The organism is Streptomyces erythrochromogenes (genome assembly GCF_036170895.1).
In the GTDB taxonomy this organism is placed as follows: Bacteria; Actinomycetota; Actinomycetes; order Streptomycetales; family Streptomycetaceae; genus Streptomyces; species Streptomyces erythrochromogenes.
On sequence record NZ_CP108036.1, the window covers coordinates 8,123,338 to 8,144,562 of the forward strand.

The following is a 21,225-nucleotide window of genomic DNA, read 5'->3' on the forward strand; positions in this document are numbered from 1 at the left end:
CGCTACCGTACGCCCATGGAGCATGACCACATCGCGACGGCGACCACCGAGACCGCCACCCGCGCCCGCACGCGGCGGGCGATCCTCGACGCCGCCGTCACCGTCCTGTCGGCCCATCACGGGGCGTCGCTCGCGGACGTGGCCGAGGCCGCCGGCGTCGGACGCACGACCGTCCACCGCTACTTCGCCGAACGCTCGGACCTGGTGGCGGCGCTCGGGGCGGACGTGCGGGAGCGGCTGCAGGAGGCGACCGTACGCGCGCGGGTGGAGGACGGCCCGGCCCCGAAGGCGCTGGAACGGCTCTGCCTGGAGTACTTCGAGCTGGGGGACCGCCTCATGCTGCTGTTCGACGTGCCGCAGTTCCTGAGCTGGGCGGGCTTCGAGGAGGAGACCGACTCCGACCGCGTCCTGGTCCGCCTCATCGAACGAGGCCAGGCCGAGGGCACGGTGGACGCCGAGGCGGACGCCGAGTGGCTGCAGAACGTGCTGTGGTCCCTGCTGTACGCGGCCTGGATGCAGGCGCGCGACTACGGCACGCCCCGCCACACGGCCCTCTCGTCGTGCCTCCACACCTTGCGGAAGGCCATGGCGGCCTCCTGAATCAGCGGGCGCGCCGGCGAGGACCAGCCGGCGCCGCTCCCGGTCGGTCTCCGTGGGCGACGACCGTGAGGCCGTCCCGACCTGGACGACCTCCTCGGGAGCCCGCACCGGTTCCGGGGCGAGGTCCCGCACGTGAGCCAGACCCTCGATCCCCGGGCGACCTCGACGAAAGCGTCGAAGGGGACCAGTTCGGTGACCCGCCCCGCCGGGGCCCGGCCCACCGCGGTGCCGTCGGCGAAAGCCCGGAAGGGATCGGGCAGGGTTGCGCGCGAGGAGAGCCTCGCCTCACCGTTCCGCATGGCGGTGGCGGAGCCGTCCTGGTCGGTCACATCAGCTGAGGCGGGGGCGTGCGCCGCAAGGGCGGTGATGCCGCGCCGGGTCCGCAGCCGCAGCCGAAGGCGGGGCGCCGGGATCCCGGATTCCCCCGCCTGGTATCGCCCGACGGCTGACCGGCTACGGAGTGGTGCGCGCCGGGAACGTGAAGTGGTAGCCCTGTGCGGTGAGCCAGGGCAGGTACTGCTTGAGCGCCGCGACGGTCTCGCTGCGGTCGCCGCCGCCGTCGTGGAAGAGGACGGTCGGCTGCTGGGGAAGCTTGCCCTCTAGGGCGGTGATGATCGCGGGCAGGCCCGGACGGCTCCAGTCCTTGGGGTCCACGCTCCAGCCCAGCGGCCGCATCCCGCTCTCCGCCGCGATCGCCCGGCTGTCGGGGGTGAAGGCGCCGCCCGGTGCGCGGTAGTAGCCCACCGGGACCCCCGGAGCGGCCTTCTCGATCATGGCCTTGGCCTCGAGGATCTGCTGCTTCTGGTAGGCGACGGGCTTGTGGTCCATGGTCACGTCGTGGTCGACGGAGTGGTTGCACAGGCGGTGCCCGTCGGCGGCGACCGAGCGGACGAGCTCCGGGTACTTCTGCGCCTTGGTCCCGATCATGCAGAAGGTGGCCTTGACGTGGTTCTTCCGCAGCACCTCCAGGACCTGGGGCGTCCAGCGGGGGTCCGGGCCGTCGTCGATGGTGATCGCGACGTCCCGGCCCGGGCCCTGGGCCAGCCGGGAGATCGCCAGGGGTATCCCCGCGGCGCTGCGTGCGGATCCCGCGTTTCCGGCCGAAGCGGCCGAACCGGAGGGCTTCCCCGCCGCGGGCTTCTGGGCCGAGCCGGCCGGGACCTTCTCCGCCGGCTTCTTCGCCGAGCCTGCCGCGGGCTTGTCCGCCGAGCCTGCCGCCGGCTTGTCCGCGGAGCCGTCCGTGGCGGCGATGGCCGGGGTGCCGGAAACGGCCAGGACGCCGAGGACGGCCGCCGTGGCGGCGGATCCCGCCCGCCGGACGCGGCGGGCGGAACTGCTGGTGATGCCCATGGAGGCGCTCTTCCTTTGCGCTCGGCCCCCCGAAATCGCGTTGCCGATCCAGGCTAGGTCATCCGTCCGGGAGCCCTCCTCGGCCGATCGGCCGGTTCCAGGCCCTGAACACCAGGCCGAACGGGACATTCCGGGCTCATGCCGTTCCGTCACGTGTGAGGAGTCTCACCGGCCGGCAGGGCCCCGGCCGCGACCCGGCGGCGCCGGCTCATCGCAGTGTGCAGCAGCCAGCCACCTGCCGCACCGGCCGCGTACCAGAGCAGGTCCGGCGCGTTGAAGGTCGAGCCGAGGACGAGGCGGGCGGCCACGCTGTCACGGGACAGGTCCGCCGGTACGGAGCTGAGCTGGAAGAGCTCGACGGCCCAACTGGCCGCCAGTGCGGTCCCGGCGGCCCGCAGCGGCGTCCACCGGGGCGCGATCAGCACGACGAGCGTCAGCAGCAGCACGGTGTACAGGGCGTCCCCGCCGTACTTGGCCACGCTCCCCGCCGCCACTGCCCGCAGCCCGAGCCCCGCGCCGACCGTCAGCACGGCCGCCCCCGCCGCCACCAGACGGATCCGTACGAGGCCGGGGTCGTCGGCGGCGTCGGCACGGTCACCGGTTCCGGGTGCGAGGGTCACCGGGCCATCCTGCCGGAGCCGCCCGCCCGCCCCAGGCCCGGGGCCCGTGCCGTGTCTATGGCCGATCGGCCAACGCGGCCCGCCGAGCACGGGAGCCTGCTCCGTTGGCCTGATCCTTTCGGGCTTACAGGATCCGTGCGGCGCCCCGATGTCCGGGCGCACGGCTCCCTGAGGAGCACGGACGATGCCTACGTTCACGAGAGCGGTCATGCGCCGCAAACCACTCGACCACCTGGTGCGAGAGGCGGACGAGGAGGACGGTCGGGGCGGTCTCCGGCGCACGATGGGGCTGGGCCGGCTGACCATGCTCGGGATCAGTTCCGCCGTCGGAACGGGGATCTTCTTCGTCCTCGGATCGACCGTGCCCAAGGCGGGGCCCGCCGTCGTGCCCGCCTTCGCGCTGGCCGCCGTCGTCGCAGGCCTGGGCCCCTCTGTTACGCCGAGCTGGCGGGCGCGGTCCCGGTCTCGGGCAGCACCTACTCCTACGCGTACGCCTCGCTGGGCGAGGGGGCCGCGTACCTGGTCGCCTGGTGCCTGATCCTGGAGTACGGCGTGGCCGTCGCCACGGTCGCGGTGAGCTGGGGCCAGTACCTGGGCGAGGTCACGGACGCCGACCCGAACGAGCAGGGCAACAGCCGCCGTTGGATCATCCGCGAGGTGGAGAACAGCCTGCGCCGGCTCGGGACCGACCACCGCCGGCCCTGTCCGACCCGCTGCTGCGCCGCCGCCCGCGTGCCTGAACAAACGCGTGGAGACGGCGAAGGACCCGTCCCTATGATGGCGTGATGGCGCCGATCAAGAAGTTCCAGCTCACCTTCGACTGCGCACAGCCCGAGCGAGTCGCCCGTTTCTGGTGCGAGGCGCTCGGGTACGTCGTGCCGCCGCCACCGGAGGGGTTCGCGGACTGGGGCGCATTCGATCGCGCCCTGCCGCCCGAGCGCCAGGGTTCGGCGTTCGCGTGCGTCGACCCCTCGGGTGTGGGCCCGCGACTGTTCTTCCAGCGCGTCCCCGAAGGCAAGGTCGTTAAGAACCGCCTCCACATCGACGTCCGCGTCGGAACCGGTCTCGTCGGTGAGGAGCGCGTGGCGGCCCTGGAAGCCGAATGCACCCGCCTGGTCGCGCTCGGCGCGACACGCGTACACCTGCTCGTCGCCGACGAGGCGAACGAGTCCTGCCTCGTGATGCAGGACGTGGAGGGCAACGAGTTCTGCCTCGACTGAGCACCGTGCTCCTGCCGGCCGGGGGACCGGCAGCAGCAGGGTAGGCCCGGGACGCCGACCCTAGGCGAGCTCCTTGCGCATCAACGTGCACATCGTTTCGTAGCGTCGCAGCGATCCGTCGGGGGCCTGCTCGTCCCACACGTCCCGTCGGCGGTCGTAGGCGGCATAGCCCAGTCGCTCGTACAGCGCACGCGCCCTCGGGTTGCCCTCCTCCACGCCCAGCTCGGCACGCCGCAGCCCGCGGCTCCTGGTCCGCAGTTCTGCGGACTCGACGAGGAACGTGCCGATGCCGTACGACTGCAGCGCGGGATGCACGGCCAGCTGCCACAGGGTGCCGACACCCTCCTTGACCCGGTAGTCGACGCCTCCCTTCGCCACCGGGATGTCCGTTGCGGGGCAGACTGCCAGGTAGTCGACCTCACCGGTCCGCGCACGTTCCAACTGCCGTGCCACGCCGGCCAGGTGGTGATCGGAACCCGCCCACCCGCAGAACGCCAGGTCCGCATGCGTCAAGTCGCGGGCTGACAGCTTCAGTACGACCTCGGTCATCACCAGTACCTCCGGCGAGTCAGCATCCACGTCCGCCGCGCGGGGTGCAAAGCCGTTTCCTCGGTCCGCGCTCCCGGCTCACCGCCGCGACGGGGCCTAGGCGTTCGCGATCACCAGGAGGGTGCGGGCGGGGGTGGGGCCCGACAGGCGGCAGCGGTGGGGGACTTCGCCGCGGTGGTGGGCGCTCTGGCCGGCGCGCAGGGTCAGGGGCTCCTCGCCCTCGACCTCCAGGACCACCTCGCCCTCCAGCACGTAGAGGAAGTCCTCGCCGGGGTGCTCGAACCAGCCGCGCTCGCCCTGGCCGGGCTCGAAGTGGTGCTCGTACGCCTCCATCAGCGCGCTGCGCCCGCCGGGGATGAGCACCTGCGCGACCTGCCCCGCTGACTCCTCCACCCGGATCACCTGCGGGTCGCTCTCGTGGCTGACCGCACCCGGGCGCGCGGGCGGCCTCAGGAAGGCGCCCGGGCTCACCTCCAGGGCCTCCGCGATCCGGTAGATCGAGCTGAGGCTGGGTGTGGTGAGGCCCCGTTCGAGCTGGCTGAGGAACGGCTGGGAGAGGCCTGAGCGGGCGGCGAGGACGGCCATGGAGACGCCGCTTCGCTTGCGGCAGCTCCGGATCACCCGTCCGACCTCGATCGCCTCGGGCGTGGGTTCGGGTCGAGACACGCTGGTGAACGTACCTCATCTCCGATCAAGGGCTTCAGGCCCCGAAGAGGTTTCGCACTGCTGCAACACTCCCGTCATAAGCGTGGTCAATTATTGACCTCACTTATCGACCACCGAGGAGACGCTCCGTGCACGCCACCCCTTCACCGCCCGGCCGGGCCCTCGGCCGACTGGGCCCGGCCCTGGGCGCGGCTGCCGCCGTGCTCGCGCTCTGGTACCTGCTCGCCCGGTCCGCAGTGGTGGCCCCGGCGCTCCTGCCCACCCCCGCCGAGACCCTGGCCGCCCTCGCCGACAGCGCACGCAGCGGCATCCTGGCCGCCGACCTCGGTGCCAGCCTGACCCGCGCCGGACAGGGCTTCGCACTGGGAGCCGTCGTCGGCAGCGCCCTCGGCTTCGCCACCGGCTACCTGCCGAAGCTCTCCGCCGCCGTCACCCCCGTCGTCTCCTTCCTTCGCCCGATACCGGCCATCGCCCTGGTACCGCTCGCGACCGCCTGGTTCGGCATCGGGGAGACCGCCAAACGCCTCCTCATCGCCTACGCCGTCCTGCTCGCCGTCTGGCTCTACGTCCACGACGGCGTGTCCCGCGTCCCGGTCTCCCACCTGCGGGCGGCCCGGACCCTGGGCGCCCCGCTGCACCGCCGGTTCGTCGAGGTGCTGCTGCCCGCCGCCGCGCCCGCCGTCCTCGCGGCCCTGCGGTACGGGGCCTCGGTGGCGCTGCTCGCCCTGGTGGCCGCCGAACTGGGCGGAGCGGACAGCGGCCTGGCGTACCGGCTCCAGGTGGACGGCCAGTTCCTGCGCGTGGACCGGATGTTCGCGGGGCTGCTCGTGCTCGGGCTGCTCGGCGTGGCCGTGGACCTCGTACTGGCCGCGATCGGCCGCCGGTTCGTGCACTGGAGCACCTCATGAGCCTCGCGGTACGACTGGAGGGGCTGTCCGTACGCTACGGAGCCGCCCCCGTCCTGCAGAACACGGACCTGGAACTCCCCGCCGGGTCGTTCACCGCCCTGCTCGGGCCCAGCGGATGCGGCAAGTCGACGGTCCTCGGCGCCGTCGCCGGCTTCGTACCGCCCGCCACGGGTCAGGTGACGGCGGGCTCCCGGCCCGTGCACGGACCCGGCCCGGACCGGGGCGTCGTCTTCCAGCACTACGCGCTCTTCCCCTGGCGCACGGCACGCGGCAACGTCGAGTTCGCGCTCAAACGGCACGGCCTGCCGCGCGCGGAACGCCGCCGGCGCGCCCTGGAGGCCCTCGCCGAGGTCGGCCTGGCCGACGGCACCGACAAGTACCCGGCACAACTGTCCGGCGGCATGCAGCAACGCGTCGCCCTGGCCCGCGCCCTGGCCGCCGAGCCCGAAGTGCTCCTCATGGACGAGCCGTTCGGCGCCCTCGACACCCTGACCCGCACCCGCATGCAGCGCCTCCTGCGGGAGCTGTGGCAACGCCGCGGCACCACCGTCCTGTTCGTCACCCACGACATCGACGAGGCGCTGGCCCTCGCCCAGCGGGTCGTCGTCCTCGGCGGCACCCCCGGCCGGGTGCTCGCCGACCACGCCGTCCCGGACGGACCCCCCGACCCGGACCTGCGCTCGCTCATCGCCCGCCACCTCGGCTCCGACTGAACCCCCGCTCTCCCCCCTCGTCCGCCTGCCCCTCCCCATCCACGCAAGGACCCTCCGATGCTCAGACCCCGCGCGGCAGCCGCCCTGCTCATGGCGGCCCTGCTCACCACGTTCGCCTCGGCCTGCGCCGACGGCTCCGACCCCGCGAACGCCGACGGGAGCGGCGGCCGCCCGGCCGTCTCCGTCGTCGGCAGCGACCACCTCGGCGGAGCACCCGTCCACGTCGCCCAGGAGCACGGACTCTGGTCCGCCGAAGGCATCGACGTCACCGTCACCACCCGGCCCAGCGGCCGCGACGCCCTCAACGCCGTCCTCGGCGGCCAGGCGCAGCTCGGCGTCGTCGGAGACCTGCCCGCCGTGACGGCGGCGCTCGGCGGACGCGACCTGCGGATCGTCGCCGACCTGTCCCGCTTCTCCGACTGGCGCCTCCTCACCCGCACCGACCGGGCCGTCACCGGCTTCGCCGCGCTCAAGGGCCGCAAGGTCGGAGTCCCGCAGGGCACGAACGTCGAGTACGCCCTCTCGCGGATGCTCGCCTCCGCACGGCTGACGGCCGCGGACGTGACCGTCGTCAACCTCGCCCCGAACCAGGTGACTCCGGCGCTCGCCCGCGGCGACATCGACGCCGGCGTCACCTTCCCCAGCTTCTACGAGGCCGCCCGCACGGCGCTCGGCGAGCGCTACGCCGAGCTCCCCTTCACCGGATACACCGCACGGACCCTGCTGGTCGCGGGTGCGAAGACGAGCGACGAGACCACCGCCGCCGTACTGCGCACCGTCCTGCGCGCCCAGCGCGAGATCGGAGCGGACCCGGCCCGCGCACGGCAGGCCGTCGTGGCCCAGTCCAAGGGCGCGCTCCAGACCGGCTACGTCGACGCCTACCAGTCCCGCTACACCTACGGCGCGACCCTCTCGACCGAGCTGCTGACCCAGTTGGAGGAGGAGGCCGCCTGGGCCAAGGCCGCCCAGGGCCTGCCCGGATCCGCCGACCGCGCCGCACTCCAGCGGTACCTGAACCCCGGACCCCTGACCGCCGTCGACCGGGCCGCCGTCACCGTCCGCTGAACCACACCCCCACCACGAGGAGACACATCGCCATGACCGTCGACCAGAACACCCTGCGCCGCCGCGGCGTCGGCCTGATCGCCCACGACCCCGAGCGCAGCCACGGCGGCTACACCCTCTACACCCCGATCACCAGCGCCGGCGAGATCCACCTCGTCGACATCGAAGGCCGGACCGCGCACACCTGGAACTCCCCGCACCCGCCCGGCCGCCAGGCGCAGCTCCTGCCGAACGGCAACCTCTTCTACGCCGCCAAGGACACCGACAGCCCGACCCTCTTCCCCATCTGGGACGTCTACCACGGCGGCATCTTCCAGGAACTGGCCCCCGACTCCACGGTCGTCCGCGAGGTCCGCCACCCCTTCCACCACCACGACGCCTCGCTGCTGCGCAACGGCAACCTCGTCATCACCGTCGTCGAACCGCTCGCCCCGGCCGACGCGGCCCGCATCCGCGGCGGCATCCCCGGCTCCGAGGCCCCGGGCGGCGTCATCTACGGCGACGTCGTGTACGAACTGGCCTGGGACGGCCGGGAAGTGTGGCGCTGGGCCGCCATCGACCACCTCGACCCCGAGGACTTCCCGCTCAACCCGCACTTCGCCCGAGAGCACTGGCCCATGGCCAACACCGTCAACGAGAGTGCCGACGGCTCCATCGTCCTGGGCTTCCGCAGCGCCTCCTGCGCCGTGGCCGTCGACCGCGCGGACGGGTCCGTCCTGTGGCACATCGGCCCCGACGTCCTGGCCCAGCAGCACCATCCGCACGAGCTGCCGAACGGCAACATCCTCGTCTTCGACAACGGCACCTACCGCGACACCACCTCCGTGCCGTACTCGCGGGTCCTGGAGCTGGACCCGCGCACCGGCAAGGAGGTGTGGTCCTACCAGGACAACCCGCCGCAGAACTTCTACAGCCCGTACATGTCCAGCGCCCAGCGCCTGCCCAACGGCAACACCTTCATCGCCGAGGGCTCCTTCGGGCGGCTCTTCGAGGTCACCCCCGAAGGCCACGTGGTGTGGGAGTTCGTGGTGCCGCAGTTCCGCGCGTTCGGTGACGGCGTGGGCCTGGAGTCCTCGGCCGGCGCCCAGAACTCCGTCTTCCGCGCCCACCGCTACTCCGCCGACCAGATCCCCTGGCTGGGTACGACGGCCTGACCTCCGACCGACACTCCCTCGGGCATCCGCGCAAACCTGACCGACGAGGGCCGTCACACGTTGTTCATACCGTGTGCATGGCCGCCGGGCCGGTGCCCTCCGCATGATCGGACTCCGTACGCGAGAGCCAAGGAGTCCACCTGATGCCCACCCGTCGCCACTTCCTCGCCGGTTCCGCGGCCGCCATCGGCCTCGCCCCGCTCTCCGCCGCACCGGAGGCCCGGGCGACGGCGGCAGCCCCTGCCCCGGCCTCGGCGACCTCCGGCACGGTCGGCCCGAACCTCGTCGTGATCCTCGCCGACGACCTCGGCTACGGCGACCTCGGCGCGTACGGCCAGCAGCTGATCACCACACCGCGCATCGACCGGCTCGCCGCCGAGGGCCTGAGGTTCACCGACGCCTACTCCACGGCCGCCGTCTGCGCCCCCTCCCGCTGCTCCCTGCTGACCGGCCTGCACACCGGCCACTCCGCCGTCCGGGCCAACCCGGGCGGTGTCGCGGGCTCGCTGAAGGCCGGGGACACCACCTTCGCCGAAGTCCTGCGCGCCCGCGGCTACCGCACCGCGGTGATCGGGAAGTGGGGCTTCGGCCCGGAGGACGGCGACCAGCCCAGCCACCCCAACTCCCGCGGCTTCGAGGAGTTCTACGGGTACATCGACCACGGCCACGCCCACGAGTACTACCCGCAGTACCTGTGGCACAACGGCGCGAAGGAGACCGTCGCCGCCAACGCCAACGGCGCGAAGGGCGCCTACGCGCGCTCGGCACCGCAGAGAACACCGTCGTCCTGATCACCAGCGACAACGGCCCGCACGAGGAGGGCGGGGTCGACCCCGGGCACGCAGTGGCCGCTGACCGTCGAAGGCACCGCGCAGACCCCCACCGGGCCGGTGCGCTACTCCGCCCGGGAACGGGTCTCCACGGTGCCGCCGGCGCCCGCCTCCGACGCCTACCTGAGCGATCTCGACTGGGTGTCGGCCACCAACGGCTGGGGCCCGGTGGAACGTGACCGCTCCAACGGCCGGCAAGGCGGCCGGGGACGGCACCCCCATCTCCTTCGGCGGAGTGACCTACGGCAAGGACCTCGGCGTCCACGCACCCTCCGAGGTCGTCTACCACCTCGGCGGCACCGCGGACCGCTTCACCGCCCTCGTCGGCATCGACGACTTCTCCACGAACCAGGGCGCCACCGGCGCGACGAAGGCCTCGGTGCGGGGCGACGGCAAGGTCCTCTTCACCAGCGGCAAGCTGACCGGAGCGGGCGGCCCGGTGCAGGTGGACCTCGACGTGCGCGGAGTGAAGCTGCTGCACCTGGTCGTCGAGGAGGCCAACGCCAACACGGCCCTGGACCACACCTCCTGGGCCCTCGCCCGGGTGACCGTCCGCTGAGCCGGAGCCCCGCAGTCAGCTCCCGGTCGTCTTCACGACCGCGCCGGTGCCGGTAGCGGCGCCGGTACCGGCGTCCGTGTCGGTGCTCGCGGCGCATCGCGTCCAGTCCACGATCCGTACCGCCGCGCCGGCGGCCTCCTGGCCCCGGCAGTGGGCGTGGTGCCGGCGTGCGATTCCGTCCAGGTCGAGGTGCGGCCCGAAAGCGGGATGGGCCGCCAGCCGCCGCGCGTACGACCAGAGACGGGGGTGGTCGGTGATCCGGTACACCGCCGCGGCGTCCAGGTGCCAGCGGTGCACCGTGTCCAGCTGCACCAACGTCACCCACAACTGCACGTCGGCGGCGGTGAGGTGCTCGCCCAGCAGGTAGTCGGCCGAGGCCAGCCGCCGCTCCAGCACACCCAGCCCGCGCAGCAGCGCGGCCAGCGCGACGTCGCGGGCCGCCGCGTCGGCACCGTACTGGCCGGCGCGCTGCGCCGCCGCGTTGACGCCCTGCTCGCAGAGCCGGCCGATCTCCTCGATGCGTGCGTCGGCGCCGTCCGGGTACAGGCGGGGTCCGGAGACCCCGAACCGCCGCGTCAGGTCCTGCACGATGTCGGGGGCGTGGGTGCTGACGATCCGTCCGGTCCAGCCGTCGCTGAGGACCGGCGCCAGGGCCGGTCCGGGATACAGGTGCGAACTGGCCTCGTACAGCGGGCGCAACGCCAGGTACCCGCCGTCGGACGCGTCCGGTACGGCGGGCAGCGATGTCACCGGGAGTACGTCCCGCAGGCCCAGCAGGCTGTGCGTGACGGCGATCCGCAGGCAGCTCGGACAGGACGGCGTCAGGTGGAGCCGGTAGCGGTGCGGAACGGCGGGGAAGCCGCTGCGCGCGTCACGCCCGATCCTGCTCTGGAAGGACGGCACGGCTTTCGGGTACGTGGCTGACATGCGTCTCCCTGGGATTGCTCGGGCACGGACATACGGCGACGGCCCGCGACGGCTTCGGCGCGGGGGGACCCGGTGGGTGAGTGCGCGGTGGATGCGTGCGCGCTGGGGTGTGTGCGCGACGGGTCAGGAGCGGGCGGGCACGGGGCCGCCGTGGTGCAGGGGACTCGCCGCACTGCACACGCGGAGCAGGTCGATGTGGCGGCGGGAGGTCAGCAGCGGCAGCGGCAGGGAGGCGACGGCACGCACGCCGTCGGTCCCGCGGCCCAGCGCTGAACGCCCCATGATTCCCTACCAGTTCACCAGGATTCGCCGAACTGGAGTGTCGATCCGCGCCTGGGTGCTGTCAAGAGGGCCTGCTGCCGTCCGCGGCCACGCGGAAGCCGATGTTGCCGGTGGAACTGTCGGGCGTGTTGGAGCTGCGGGCCGCGACGCGGTAGCGGTCACGTCACCGGAGCCGTGCCTTCCCAACCGTCCTCCGCGGTGTTGAGGGCCGGGAAGTCGCCCTGCCAGATGTTGCACATGTGGCGGCCGGGGGAGCCGCCGAAGACGAAGGAGAACCCGAACTCCTCGGCCTCGGTGACATGGCCGGTGGCCTTGACGAAGGTGGCGAACTGGGCGTTCGTCACCGTCGTGGCGGCGAGGCGGAACGGACTGGCGGTCACCTCCCGCACCGGCCCCTCGCCGTCGGCGGGGAACCCGTCCGGGTCGTCGGTGCCCATGAGGAGTCGCCCGCCCGCCAGGTCGACCAGCCGGCGAGCGGCCCGCCGGGCGGCTTCGGTACGCGGCCCCGGCAGCGCAGGTGAGAGCACGACGGCGCCGGCGTCACCGTGTCCGGGCGTGCAGCATGAAGGCATGGCGGTTCAGCCCGTTCAGCTCGTGACCAGGAGGCCGCGGCTGCGCAGGACGTACCGTTCGAGGGGGCTGAAGATCAGCAGGTCGATGGCGATGCCGACGACGAGGATCAGGATGATCGCGAGGAACACGCCGGGCAGGTCGATGTTGTTGCGGCCGTTCTCCAGGAGCTGGCCCAGGCCCAGGCCCAGGTCGGGGGAGGAGGCGATGATCTCGGCGGCCATCAGTGAGCGCCAGGAGAAGGCCCAGCCCTGCTTGAGGCCGGCGACGTAGCCGGGCAGCGCGGCCGGAACGACGACGTGCCACACCCCCTTGATGCCGGTGGCGCCGAGCGTGCGGCCGGCCCGCAGGTACAAGGGCGGGACCTGGTCGATGCCGGAGACAAGCCCGTTGGCGATCGAGGGGACGGCGCCGAGCAGGATCACCGTGAACATCATGGCGTCGTTGAGGCCGAACCAGAGCACGGCCGGCGGCACCCACGCCACCGACGGCAGGGACTGCAGGCCCTGGAGGATCGGGCCGATCGCGGCGCGCACGAACTTCACCCGGGCGACCAGCAGACCGAGCGGGGTGCCGATGGCCAGGGCCAGCAGGAAGCCGAGCAGACCGCGGGAGACGGAGGTCCAGATGACCTCCACGAGCGTGCCCTTGACCCACATGTCGGACAGGCTGTCCCACACTGCGGTCAGCGGAGGCAGCTTGTTCTCCTCGGTGACCCCCGCGGAGACGAGGAGCTGCCAGACGGCGAGCACCAGGGCGACGGCCAGGACCGGCGGAAGGGTCTTCTTGACCAGGATCTCCCTGACGGGGGAGCGGCGGACGTCGACGGCGTCCAGGGCGTCGAGGCCGGCCTCCAGTCCCGCGAGGTCGTCCCTGGTCGCCTTCGTTTCAGTGCTGGCCATGGCGGCGGATCTCCCCACGCAGGTGTTCGGTGATCTCGAGGGACAGTTCCGCGACGTCCGCGTCCTCGATGCGGCGCGGCTGCGGGATGTCCACGGTCCATTCCTTGGCGACCCGTCCGGGGCGGGAGGAGAGCAGGACCACGCGCTGGGCGAGGCGGACGGCCTCGCGCACGTTGTGGGTGACGAACAGGACCGAGAGGCCCGTCTCTTCCCAGATGCGGGTGAGTTCGCCGTGGAGGACGTCGCGGGTGATGGCGTCGAGGGCCGCGAAGGGTTCGTCCATGAGCAGCAGGCGGCTGTCCTGGGCGAGGGCGCGGGCCAGGGCGACGCGCTGGCGCATGCCGCCGGAGAGTTCGTGGACGCGCTTGCCGTGGGCGCCGCCGAGGCGGACGAGGTCCAGCAGGCGTTCGGCCTCGGGCTTGCGGTCGGCCTTGGCGACCCCGCGCAGGCGCAGGGCGAGTTCGATGTTCTTGCCGGCGGTCAGCCAGGGGAAGAGGGCGTGTTCCTGGAACATGAGCGCGGGGCGGCCGCCGGGGGTCTCGACGGATCCCGCGGTCGGCTTGTCGAGGCCGGCGACCAGGTTGAGCAGGGTGGACTTTCCGCAGCCGGAGGCCCCCAGGATGGTGACGAACTCTCCGGGAGCGACATCGAGGCTGATGTCGTCCAGGACGAGCTGCGATCCGGCCGGGCCGGAGAAGGACTTCGAGACGTGCTCGATACGGGCGGCGTGCGCCGCCGTGTGAGCGGCGCCTTCGGCAGCCTTGGCGAGAGTGGTGGCCATGGTCGTCACCTCCTGGGGAACTGAAGCGCTCGTACGCTTACTTGGCGCCGAGGCCGGCGTCGGAGACCTCGGGCTTGCCGGCGGCCTTCAGGACCTTGTTCAGGAGCGTCAGGTCGTAGATGCCGGCCAGGTCGGGCTGCTCGATGAGCTTGGCCTTGACCGCCCAGTCCGACTGGGTCTTCAGCGTCGAGGCCAGCGGGTCGTCGGTGATCTGGATGCTCGGCCACGCCGGGTCGATGACGGCGTTCTCGAGTTCCTTGCCGTTCAGGGCCTTGAGCGCCGCGTTGGCGGAGGCCTTGGCCTTGTCCTGGTTGGCGTGGATCCACTCGTTCGTCTTCACCGTGCCCTTGAGCACGGCCTCGACGACGTCCGGGTGCTCCTTGAGGAACTTCTGCGACACGATGATGTTCGTGATCACGAACTTCTTTTCGGGCCACAGGGCGGTCTCGTCGAGGAGGACGGAACCGCCGTCGGAGACGAGCTTGGAAGCCGTCGGCTCCGGCACCCAGGCGCCGTCGATGGAACCCTGCTTGAAGGCGTCCGGGGTGACCTTGTTGTCGGTGCGGACGACGGAGACGTCACCCTTGCCGGACTCCGGGTCGACCGTCCAGCCCTTCTCGGAGATCCAGTTGAGGAACGCGACGTCCTGCGTGTTCCCCTTCTGCGGGGTGGCGATCTTCTTGCCCTTGAGGTCGTCCAGGGTCTTGATCTTGTCCGGGTTCACCACCAGCTTCACGCCGCCCGAGGCGGAGCCGGAGATGATCCGCAGGTTGGAGCCCTTGGACTTCACATAGCCGTTGATCGACGGCGAGGGGCCGATGAAACCGATGTCGAGCGAACCGCCGTTGAGCGCCTCGATCTCCGACGGACCGGCGTTGAAGGTCTGCGGCTTGATCTTGGTGCCGTTCAGCTCCTTCTCGATCAGGCCCTCCTGGATGCCGACCAGGGCGGTGGCGTGGGTCAGGTTGGGGAAGTACCCGATACGGACCTCGGACGCCGACAGCTTCCTGCCGTCGGTGGCCGCGACGTTGGCCTTGTCGTCTTCCTTCTTCGCCTCGGAACCGTAGCCGCAGGCCGTCAGGAGGAGGGGGAGCGTGGCGGTGACGGCGATGGCGCGCAGGGTGGTGAGCGGTCTGGCGGCAGACACGGAGGTGTCCTTTCACGGGGAGGGTCTTCGGGAAGCTGTGGAGATGCGGAGCTGTGGAGATACGCGGAAACGGAGGTGTGCCGTGCGAGGTCGTCGGCACGCGCGGCGCCCACTGCCGGTGGTGGACCGCCGTCGGGGGCGGGGGGCCGAAGGTGTCGCGAATGCCGACGGGGCGGATGTCGAGCCGCCGTACATCGCACGCCGCGCTCGAAGGTGCTGCGGGCGGCGAGGTCGGCCCAGAGGTTCCATCCGGCCGACTGGGAGCGGGACGGTGCAGCGCAGAGCGGTGCTCTGTGCGCGGAGCGGGGCTCCGCGCACGGTGTCAGGCAGGCTGACAGATGGCGCTGGAGGTACGGACCAGATCGATGTGCCGGCGGGTGGTGAGACGGGGCAGCAGAAGGCCTGCGTGATGCAGCGTGCGCACGGTCACCTCACCCCCGAATCCCTAGTTTTCCTACCTGGCTGGTAGGCATATTGGCAGACGGCGCCACACACCCCAAGGGGTTGCCCATATAGTGGACGAGCTTGTCTCGATCTGCGAGAACGTGCAGGTGAGCGGCCTGGCTGGAGGGCCCTGACTCAGGGATTGGTCCAGGCATCGGGTACGTCGGTCAGCGCGGAGACGTCGGCCGGCAGGTCGGAAGCCGCCACGTCGGCGAGGGACACGCCCTCGAGGATCTCGCGCACGTTGGACCGCAGTGCGATCCACAGGGGGAGCAGCGATTCGGCGGGGCCGGTGTAGGACAGGTCCGGCGGGCGGACGCCGCGCACCGAGACCAGGGGGCCGTCCACGACGCGGATGACGTCCGCGATGCTGATCGCCCCGGCGGGCTTGGCCAGCCGGTAGCCGCCGTTGCCGCCCCGCTGGCTGAGGACGAGACCGCCCCGGCGCATGTCGTTCAGGATGCCCTCGAGGAACTTGTGCGGGATGTCCTGGGCGTCTGCGATGGCTTCGGCCTTCAGGGGCCCGTCGTCCTGTGACACCGCGAGCTGCAGTGCGGCACGTACCGCGTAGTCCGCCCTGGCTGAGATCCGCATGCGCACATTATCCCGTACGGCTCCGGTCCACGTCCTGCGGGTGGGCGGCGGCGGTCCGCCGCCGCCCACCCCGCGTCAGTGGAAGGCCGCCGCCACCGCGCGGTGCGAGCCGTTGAGGTAGTGCTCGCCGATGGAGCGCAGGCGGTGCGCGGCCGGGCGGTGGGCGGTCAGGACGCGGGCGTTGCGCCAGAACCGGTCCAGGCCGGGCGCGTCGGCGAGCTCCAGCACCCGCGTGGTGACGTGCAGGGCGGCCCGCGACGTCACGGTCTCGGCCGTGGCCACGAGGGCGGCGACGCCCGCGGGCTCTTCGGCGTCGAGGTGCGTACCCGCGTCGAGGGCCCGCGCCATCGCCTCGGTCGCCCGATCGACCACGGCGGTGGCGGTGTGGGCGGCGGAGGCGAGCTCCCCGTACGTCAGCAGGAGGTCGGGGTCCTCGCCGGGCAGCCGGTGTGCGCGGCCGCCCCTGCTGAGGTCGCGCGCTTCGGTGAGCGCGCCCTCGACGATGCCGAGGACGACGTGGCACAGGGCGAGCCGGAGCGCCGGCTCCGCCAGCGCGGTGAAGGGCGCGGTCGACTCCTCGTCGTCCGGGCGGCGGCCCAGCACCTGGCCCGGTGCGACGGTGACCCGGTCGAGGACGACCTCGCCCGCGCCGGCGACGCGCTGCCCGAGGCGGTCGTGCGCGGCCTCGACGGTCACGCCCCGCGTGCGCGGCGAGACCCGTACGACCAGGACGTCACCGGTCACGGCGCAGACGGCGTCCAGCACGATCTGGTCGGCTACGGCCACCGCCGTGTCGACGGACCGGCGCCCGTTCAGCACGTAGCCGGTGTTGCGGGGCCTCAGCGTGAGGTCCGGCCCGTCGCCGCCGTCCTCGTCGGGTACGGGCGCGCGCACCGCCCCGGTCCACAGCCACTGTTCGCGCACCGACGCCTCCTCAAGGGTGGCCGCGTGGTGGTGACTCGCGTAGAACCGGCCGCTCCAGGTGTGCACGTAGTGGCGCGCGAGCACGTCGCCGACGGAGCTGTCCGCCGCGGCGACCTCCCGTATGACGGTGCATCCGGTACGCCAGTCCGTGCCGCGGCCGGGCGCGGGCGGGGTGAGGGCGGCGAGCAGCCCGGCCTCGCGCAGCCGGGTCCTCTCGTCCGTCGGCGGCCGGCCCGCCCGCTCGCGGGCGATGGCGTCCGCGGCGAGGTCGTCCGCCACGTCGCGGGCGGTACGCATCAGCGCACGCTGCTCGTCGCCCGGCCGGGCGACGGCCGTGCTCGGTGTCGTCGCCACGGACTTCACCGACAGGCCGGGGTGCCGTGGCGGGGCGCGGGGACTGGGCGGACGGCGGGGCCATGCGGAACGGCGGTGGGCATGGGGGCTACTCCGGAACGTTGTCGGACGGCCGCGGCCTGGTGCCGGGCGGTGTGTGGAGCACGGGAACGGGGGGACCGGGGGAGGGGGAGGCGATGCGGTGGCACGCGTGCGGGCGACGAGCCCGCCCGGCCGGGAGCGGCAAGCCAGGAGCGGCGCTGGGAGTTCGGCGAGCGCCGACAGCAACAGCGTCGTGGCAGGAAACCGCGCGGCAACTCAATCCCACCTTCCCTATCGGATTGATAGGGATACTCGCGGAAGGCGGCCCCCTCAGCAAGACCGCGCCCGCATCGTGGACAGATCCGTCTTGGGAAAAGAGACGCACTGGCCTGGGGCTGCCGCGAGGTCAGTCCAGCGACTGTTCCACCGTGCTGGTGCCGCTGCCCTCTTGGGATTCCCAGGTCCAGTTCTCCTCCAAGCGCACTCGGCCGTCGGGGAGTTCGGTCACGAGCGAGGTGCAGTGCCCGGACGCGGTCGTGCCGTCGATGCGGAGCTGGACGTAGCGGAAGTCGACGGTGTCGGCCGCCCGGGTACCGATCAGGTGCCCCTTGACCACGTCTCCGCCCGCGTAGTCGGCCCAGACGAGACCGTCGCGTTCGTGGTACTCGAACCGGGTCCGGCGGCCGACCTGGCCTGGGGCCTGGTCGGCAGCCGGGACGAAGACGAGGCCGTCGAGCGAGCGTGCCATGCATGACTCCTGGAGGAGGGTGGCCGGGTCGGCCCGGACCACCTTGAGATGAAACGGGCCGCCGCGGGTAGTCGGATGGTGAGCGAGGGGCCGTCAACGGGCCCGTGACGGAAGGCGAACCATCCATGCCCCAGGACGCCGCGACCGCGACGAACGAACCGCACGAGCCGACCCCCGAGGAGCGCGCGGCCCGCGACAGGGTACGCCGACGGGCCACGGGCATGACGCACCACCAGACCGCGGACGCGCTGGAGGCCGCCGAGGAATCCGCGGGCGACCTGGACGAGGCGGACAGCCGAACCCGTGCGGAAGTGGCCGAATGGCGACGCATCACCGACGTGCTCTTCGACCACGGCGGCCCCTACGCACCGGAGACCGACGCCTACGTCCAGGGACAGCTCACCGCCCGCAGGAACCGGCGGGCGGCCTCCTAGGGAGTGCGGTCCACCAGGGAGCGGGGCCCGGCCCTCGTGCTATCCGGCCGCCCGGAGGCGGGTGGCGGCCGCCTCCGCCTCGCGGACGACACGGCCCGTGTCGATGTCGACCAGCCGGCCGTCGAACTTCAGCGCCCGTCCGTCCACGAACACCGCTTCTATGTTCTCGGGCCGCCCGTTGAAGACGATCTGGCCGACCCAGTCGAAGCGCGGTGCGAAGTTCAGGGCGGCCGGGTCGATGACGACGACGTCGGCCCGCTTGCCCGGCGTCAGCGAGCCCACCCGGTCGGCGATGCCGAGCGCTTCGGCGCCGCCCAGCGTGGCCATCCGTAAGACGTCCTGCACCTGCGGGAACACCCCGGCGTCCGTGGCCCGGGCGCGCTGCAGGCCGACGGCCGTCTTCATCAGCGCGTGGAAGTCCGAACTGTCGTTGGTCCCGCCGTCCAGGCCGAGCCCGACCTTCACACCACGACGTCCGAATTCGGCCAGCCGCATGATGCCGGAGGCCAGCCGCATGTTGCTCAGGGGGCAGTGGGCCGCCCGTACGTCGTGTTCGGCGACGGCGGCGATCTCGGCGTCGGTCAGGTGGACGGCGTGGTTGATCAGGAGCCGCGGGCCCAGCGCGCCGATGTCGCCGAGGACCCCGATGGGGTCGTCCGCGCGCTGCTCGGGGCGTTCCAGCACATGGGAGTTGAGCATGACGCCCAGCTCCTGGGCGGCCTCCCAGTGCGCCCGGTTGAGGTCCTGGACGGCCCGCGCCGCGTGCGTGGCCACCTGGAAGGAACCCAGTGGCACCGGATCGACGAGTTCCTTCTTCACCTTCGAGACCAGCACCGCGTCCGGCTTGGGCGGGAACATCGCGTAGGTGAAGCGGACCCCGGTGCCGGCCAGGGCGCGTACGTAACTCTCCACGAGGTCGTAGGCGAAGATGTCGACCCAGTCCACCAGCGTGGTGACGCCCGACTGGACGGCGTCGAGGGCGGCGAGCCGCACGAAGCTGTGGAGGGCCGCGGGGGTGAGCCGTCCGCGCTGGGGGTCGGTACACCCCGCGAACCAGCCGAACAGGTCGCGGTCGGTACAGCCGCCGCGGATCACCGCCTGCCAGAGGTGCGTGTGGGTGTCGACGAACCCCGGCATGACCAGCTTGCCCGAGGCCTCCACCACCCGGGCTCCGGGCGGCCGTTGGAGAGCCGTGCCGACGGCGGCGATGGCGCCGCCCCGCATCAGGACGTCGGCGTTCTCAAGGGCCCCGAGAGGCCCGCTGCCGACGGCGGGGTCCATGGTGAGGACGAGGGACGCCCCACGCAGCAGGACCGTCCCGCCGGCCGGCGCGGGCCGGCCGGGCAGGGGGTCCGGGGCCGTGCGGCGGGCGGTGACACCGAGGAGGAGCGGCGCGGCAGCGGCCAGGCCGAGGCCGGTGAGGAGATCGCGCCGGCTGGGGGGCGCGGGCGGGGTGGGGGTGGAATGCATGACGTGTTACCTCCCGAGGGCGCAGAACGGAAGGCCCGCCCCGGCGACGCTCGGACGGGGCGTCGGGCAGGGGCGGGAGATCACACGCAGCATTCCCAGCGAACGGCCATTCGATGGGCGTCGGCGGAAAACTTTTTCCGTTTCCGTCGTCCGCCAGACATGAACCGGCCATGTTGCCGTGCCTCACCCGTCCGGCGGGGTCCGGCGCAGCAGCTCGTCGTGGACCAGCCGGCCCGCGAGCGCCCCGCCGAAGACGACGACTCCCACGCCGACGAGCCAGCTCTGGATGACGAGGACGGTGCCGAAGGGACCGTACGTGACGGCGCTGGACGCGATCAGCGGGGAGAAGACGAAACGGGAGAAGACCCGCAGGCCCAGCAGCCCGAGCATGGTGGCCACGGCCCCGGGCAGGAGCGCGGTCCACGCGACCCGCCCGCCCAGCAGCAGCCGCTGCGACCACCAGAAGAACAGCGTGCCGATCGCCACCGTGACGACGCCGCGGGCGGAGGACTCCCGCCACGGCGGGGTGATGGCCGACAGGTACAGGAAGCCGACCAGCGCGGCGAGCCACACCACGTGCCGCCACTTGGCCCACCAGCGGGTCGGCGGCAGGTCCCAGATCTTCTCGTACCCGGCCTGCAGCATGGTGCCGAAGGACAGCCCGAACACGGCGAGCAGAGCGAGGCCGAAGGCCGTCGTGGTACGCCATGCCTGTCCCGGCAGAGCGAAGAGGTCGGCGATCTGAGCCCGGGCGGCCGGCGACACGCCGAGCCCGTCGCCCAGCCATTGGGCGAATTCCTCCCCGCCGGCCGTGTTCGCCGCGGACACGACGACCAGCAGCGGTACCAGCGTCAGGAATCCGAGCGCGGCGAACCCCAGCGAACGCTGCCACAGCTCGGCCTCACGGACGCGCACCCAGCGGCGCCCGGCCCGGGCCCGGCGGTAGGTACTGCGTATGCGCCCGAAGGGCGACGGCCGGCTCGGCACGGCAACCCCGTCATGTCGAGCGGGCGGGTTCGGGCGAGGGCGATGTGGCGAGCATGGCCGCTCCAGCTGTTGCTCCCACGCTAGGACTCCGGTGCCCCGGAATCCACCGTCGGGGTGACAGGGGAGGGGGCCGGGCCCGTCGGGACGACGGCCCGGCCCCCTCCTCGGTCTGTCGTGCGGAGGTGCGCCGGTCAGGACTTGCGCATGCCCTTCTTGGTCCTGTCCGCGGCCTCCGAGGCCATCTCCTCCGCCTTGCCGGTCATCCGCTCGGCGCTGCCTTCCGCCTGCATGCGCTTGTCGTCCATCGCGTCGCCCGCGGTCTCCTTGAGCTTGCCCTTGATCTGCTTGGTCTTGCCCTTTGCCTTGCTCATGACGAGGTGCTCCTTGAGTGAAGGGGGAATGCACT

General features: G+C 72.3%; 26 protein-coding genes and 2 pseudogenes. 11 read left to right on the top strand and 17 right to left on the bottom strand.

What is annotated here, in order from left to right:
- Positions 1-15 precede the first annotated feature (15 nt).
- Positions 16-600, top strand: a complete 585-nt coding sequence (locus OHA91_RS37365) for a TetR/AcrR family transcriptional regulator (protein WP_031151878.1) — start codon at positions 16-18, stop codon at positions 598-600.
- A 453-nt stretch (positions 601-1,053) separates the two neighbouring features.
- Here the strand turns inward: OHA91_RS37365 and OHA91_RS37370 are convergent, their stop codons facing one another.
- Together OHA91_RS37370 and OHA91_RS37375 are read right to left on the bottom strand one after the other, a co-directional pair.
- Entirely contained in the window at positions 1,054-1,950 is an 897-nt protein-coding gene (locus OHA91_RS37370) for a polysaccharide deacetylase family protein (RefSeq protein ID WP_037632569.1), read from the bottom strand.
- Positions 1,951-2,099: 149 nt separating this feature from the next.
- Positions 2,100-2,570 (bottom strand): ribosomal maturation YjgA family protein, encoded by a 471-nt coding sequence (locus OHA91_RS37375; RefSeq protein ID WP_051893225.1) that lies wholly within the window; start codon positions 2,568-2,570, stop codon positions 2,100-2,102.
- A gap of 57 nt (positions 2,571-2,627) precedes the next feature.
- Between OHA91_RS37375 and OHA91_RS37380 the strand changes: the two genes are divergently transcribed.
- The gene (locus OHA91_RS37380) at positions 2,628-3,356 is read left to right on the top strand and encodes an APC family permease (protein ID WP_266505682.1); all 729 of its coding nucleotides are present in this window, start codon (positions 2,628-2,630) and stop codon (positions 3,354-3,356) included.
- Complete coding sequence (locus OHA91_RS37390) at positions 3,356-3,790, top strand: VOC family protein (RefSeq protein WP_031151889.1); 435 nt, start codon at positions 3,356-3,358, stop codon at positions 3,788-3,790. The genes OHA91_RS37380 and OHA91_RS37390 overlap by 1 nt, the downstream gene beginning before the upstream one ends.
- A gap of 60 nt (positions 3,791-3,850) precedes the next feature.
- On the opposite strand, the gene OHA91_RS37395 is transcribed toward OHA91_RS37390, so the two are convergent.
- Entirely contained in the window at positions 3,851-4,339 is a 489-nt protein-coding gene (locus OHA91_RS37395; RefSeq protein WP_266504677.1) for a GNAT family N-acetyltransferase, read from the bottom strand.
- Positions 4,340-4,435: 96 nt separating this feature from the next.
- Positions 4,436-5,005: a helix-turn-helix domain-containing protein gene (locus tag OHA91_RS37400; RefSeq protein WP_266504674.1), complete on the bottom strand. Its 570-nt coding sequence runs from the start codon at positions 5,003-5,005 to the stop codon at positions 4,436-4,438.
- A 128-nt stretch (positions 5,006-5,133) separates the two neighbouring features.
- Between OHA91_RS37400 and OHA91_RS37405 the strand changes: the two genes are divergently transcribed.
- The 7 genes and pseudogenes from OHA91_RS37405 to OHA91_RS37435 all read left to right on the top strand — a co-directional run bounded on the left by OHA91_RS37405 (position 5,134) and on the right by OHA91_RS37435 (position 10,234).
- The gene (locus OHA91_RS37405; protein WP_031151896.1) at positions 5,134-5,913 is read left to right on the top strand and encodes an ABC transporter permease; all 780 of its coding nucleotides are present in this window, start codon (positions 5,134-5,136) and stop codon (positions 5,911-5,913) included.
- Complete coding sequence (locus tag OHA91_RS37410; protein ID WP_031151899.1) at positions 5,910-6,626, top strand: ABC transporter ATP-binding protein; 717 nt, start codon at positions 5,910-5,912, stop codon at positions 6,624-6,626. Before OHA91_RS37405 ends, OHA91_RS37410 begins: the two co-directional genes overlap by 4 nt.
- A 57-nt stretch (positions 6,627-6,683) precedes the next feature.
- Positions 6,684-7,691, top strand: coding sequence for an ABC transporter substrate-binding protein (locus OHA91_RS37415; protein ID WP_031151901.1), 1,008 nt, complete (start codon positions 6,684-6,686; stop codon positions 7,689-7,691).
- A gap of 32 nt (positions 7,692-7,723) precedes the next feature.
- On the top strand, positions 7,724-8,845 hold the full coding sequence (locus OHA91_RS37420) for an aryl-sulfate sulfotransferase (protein ID WP_328740875.1): 1,122 nt from the start codon (positions 7,724-7,726) through the stop codon (positions 8,843-8,845).
- Positions 8,846-8,988: 143 nt separating this feature from the next.
- Positions 8,989-9,636 (top strand): sulfatase-like hydrolase/transferase, encoded by a 648-nt coding sequence (locus OHA91_RS37425; protein WP_328740876.1) that lies wholly within the window; start codon positions 8,989-8,991, stop codon positions 9,634-9,636.
- 132 nt (positions 9,637-9,768) lie between these two features.
- Positions 9,769-9,825 (top strand): annotated as a pseudogene (locus tag OHA91_RS37430) (hypothetical protein); the annotation flags it as partial.
- 25 nt (positions 9,826-9,850) lie between these two features.
- A complete protein-coding gene (locus OHA91_RS37435; protein WP_328740878.1) occupies positions 9,851-10,234 on the top strand; it encodes an NPCBM/NEW2 domain-containing protein in 384 nt (127 codons plus the stop codon).
- Positions 10,235-10,249: 15 nt separating this feature from the next.
- Here OHA91_RS37435 and OHA91_RS37440 read toward each other — a convergent pair whose 3' ends face one another.
- From OHA91_RS37440 to OHA91_RS37480, 10 genes and pseudogenes are all read right to left on the bottom strand, one after another.
- On the bottom strand, positions 10,250-11,161 hold the full coding sequence (locus OHA91_RS37440; protein WP_051893226.1) for a glutathione S-transferase C-terminal domain-containing protein: 912 nt from the start codon (positions 11,159-11,161) through the stop codon (positions 10,250-10,252).
- A gap of 123 nt (positions 11,162-11,284) precedes the next feature.
- On the bottom strand, positions 11,285-11,443 hold the full coding sequence (locus tag OHA91_RS37445) for a hypothetical protein (protein WP_158714791.1): 159 nt from the start codon (positions 11,441-11,443) through the stop codon (positions 11,285-11,287).
- A 61-nt stretch (positions 11,444-11,504) separates the two neighbouring features.
- Positions 11,505-12,015: pseudogene (locus tag OHA91_RS37450) on the bottom strand (SUMF1/EgtB/PvdO family nonheme iron enzyme).
- Between the two features lie 15 nt (positions 12,016-12,030).
- On the bottom strand, positions 12,031-12,915 hold the full coding sequence (locus OHA91_RS37455) for an ABC transporter permease (RefSeq protein ID WP_328740879.1): 885 nt from the start codon (positions 12,913-12,915) through the stop codon (positions 12,031-12,033).
- Positions 12,902-13,696, bottom strand: coding sequence for an ABC transporter ATP-binding protein (locus OHA91_RS37460; RefSeq protein WP_328740880.1), 795 nt, complete (start codon positions 13,694-13,696; stop codon positions 12,902-12,904). Before OHA91_RS37460 ends, OHA91_RS37455 begins: the two co-directional genes overlap by 14 nt.
- Before the next feature lie 37 nt (positions 13,697-13,733).
- A complete protein-coding gene (locus OHA91_RS37465; protein WP_328740881.1) occupies positions 13,734-14,843 on the bottom strand; it encodes an aliphatic sulfonate ABC transporter substrate-binding protein in 1,110 nt (369 codons plus the stop codon).
- Between the two features lie 322 nt (positions 14,844-15,165).
- On the bottom strand, positions 15,166-15,273 hold the full coding sequence (locus OHA91_RS39965) for a putative leader peptide (RefSeq protein ID WP_381774779.1): 108 nt from the start codon (positions 15,271-15,273) through the stop codon (positions 15,166-15,168).
- Between the two features lie 149 nt (positions 15,274-15,422).
- Positions 15,423-15,881, bottom strand: a complete 459-nt coding sequence (locus OHA91_RS37470) for an RrF2 family transcriptional regulator (RefSeq protein ID WP_031153810.1) — start codon at positions 15,879-15,881, stop codon at positions 15,423-15,425.
- Between the two features lie 75 nt (positions 15,882-15,956).
- Positions 15,957-17,159 carry an acyl-CoA dehydrogenase family protein gene (locus OHA91_RS37475; protein WP_328740882.1) on the bottom strand — a complete coding sequence of 401 codons (1,203 nt, stop codon included), beginning with the start codon at positions 17,157-17,159 and terminating at the stop codon, positions 15,957-15,959.
- Positions 17,160-17,586: 427 nt separating this feature from the next.
- Complete coding sequence (locus OHA91_RS37480) at positions 17,587-17,928, bottom strand: hypothetical protein (protein WP_031153805.1); 342 nt, start codon at positions 17,926-17,928, stop codon at positions 17,587-17,589.
- A gap of 125 nt (positions 17,929-18,053) precedes the next feature.
- Here OHA91_RS37480 and OHA91_RS37485 point away from each other — a divergent pair, with 125 nt between their 5' ends.
- Positions 18,054-18,362: a hypothetical protein gene (locus tag OHA91_RS37485; RefSeq protein ID WP_328740883.1), complete on the top strand. Its 309-nt coding sequence runs from the start codon at positions 18,054-18,056 to the stop codon at positions 18,360-18,362.
- Positions 18,363-18,401: 39 nt separating this feature from the next.
- On the opposite strand, the gene OHA91_RS37490 is transcribed toward OHA91_RS37485, so the two are convergent.
- The 3 genes from OHA91_RS37490 to OHA91_RS37500 all read right to left on the bottom strand — a co-directional run bounded on the left by OHA91_RS37490 (position 18,402) and on the right by OHA91_RS37500 (position 21,190).
- Positions 18,402-19,832: an amidohydrolase family protein gene (locus OHA91_RS37490; RefSeq protein ID WP_245240183.1), complete on the bottom strand. Its 1,431-nt coding sequence runs from the start codon at positions 19,830-19,832 to the stop codon at positions 18,402-18,404.
- A gap of 183 nt (positions 19,833-20,015) precedes the next feature.
- Complete coding sequence (locus OHA91_RS37495; RefSeq protein ID WP_037633065.1) at positions 20,016-20,789, bottom strand: YhjD/YihY/BrkB family envelope integrity protein; 774 nt, start codon at positions 20,787-20,789, stop codon at positions 20,016-20,018.
- A 221-nt stretch (positions 20,790-21,010) separates the two neighbouring features.
- Positions 21,011-21,190 (bottom strand): CsbD family protein, encoded by a 180-nt coding sequence (locus OHA91_RS37500; protein WP_031153795.1) that lies wholly within the window; start codon positions 21,188-21,190, stop codon positions 21,011-21,013.
- Positions 21,191-21,225 lie beyond the last annotated feature (35 nt).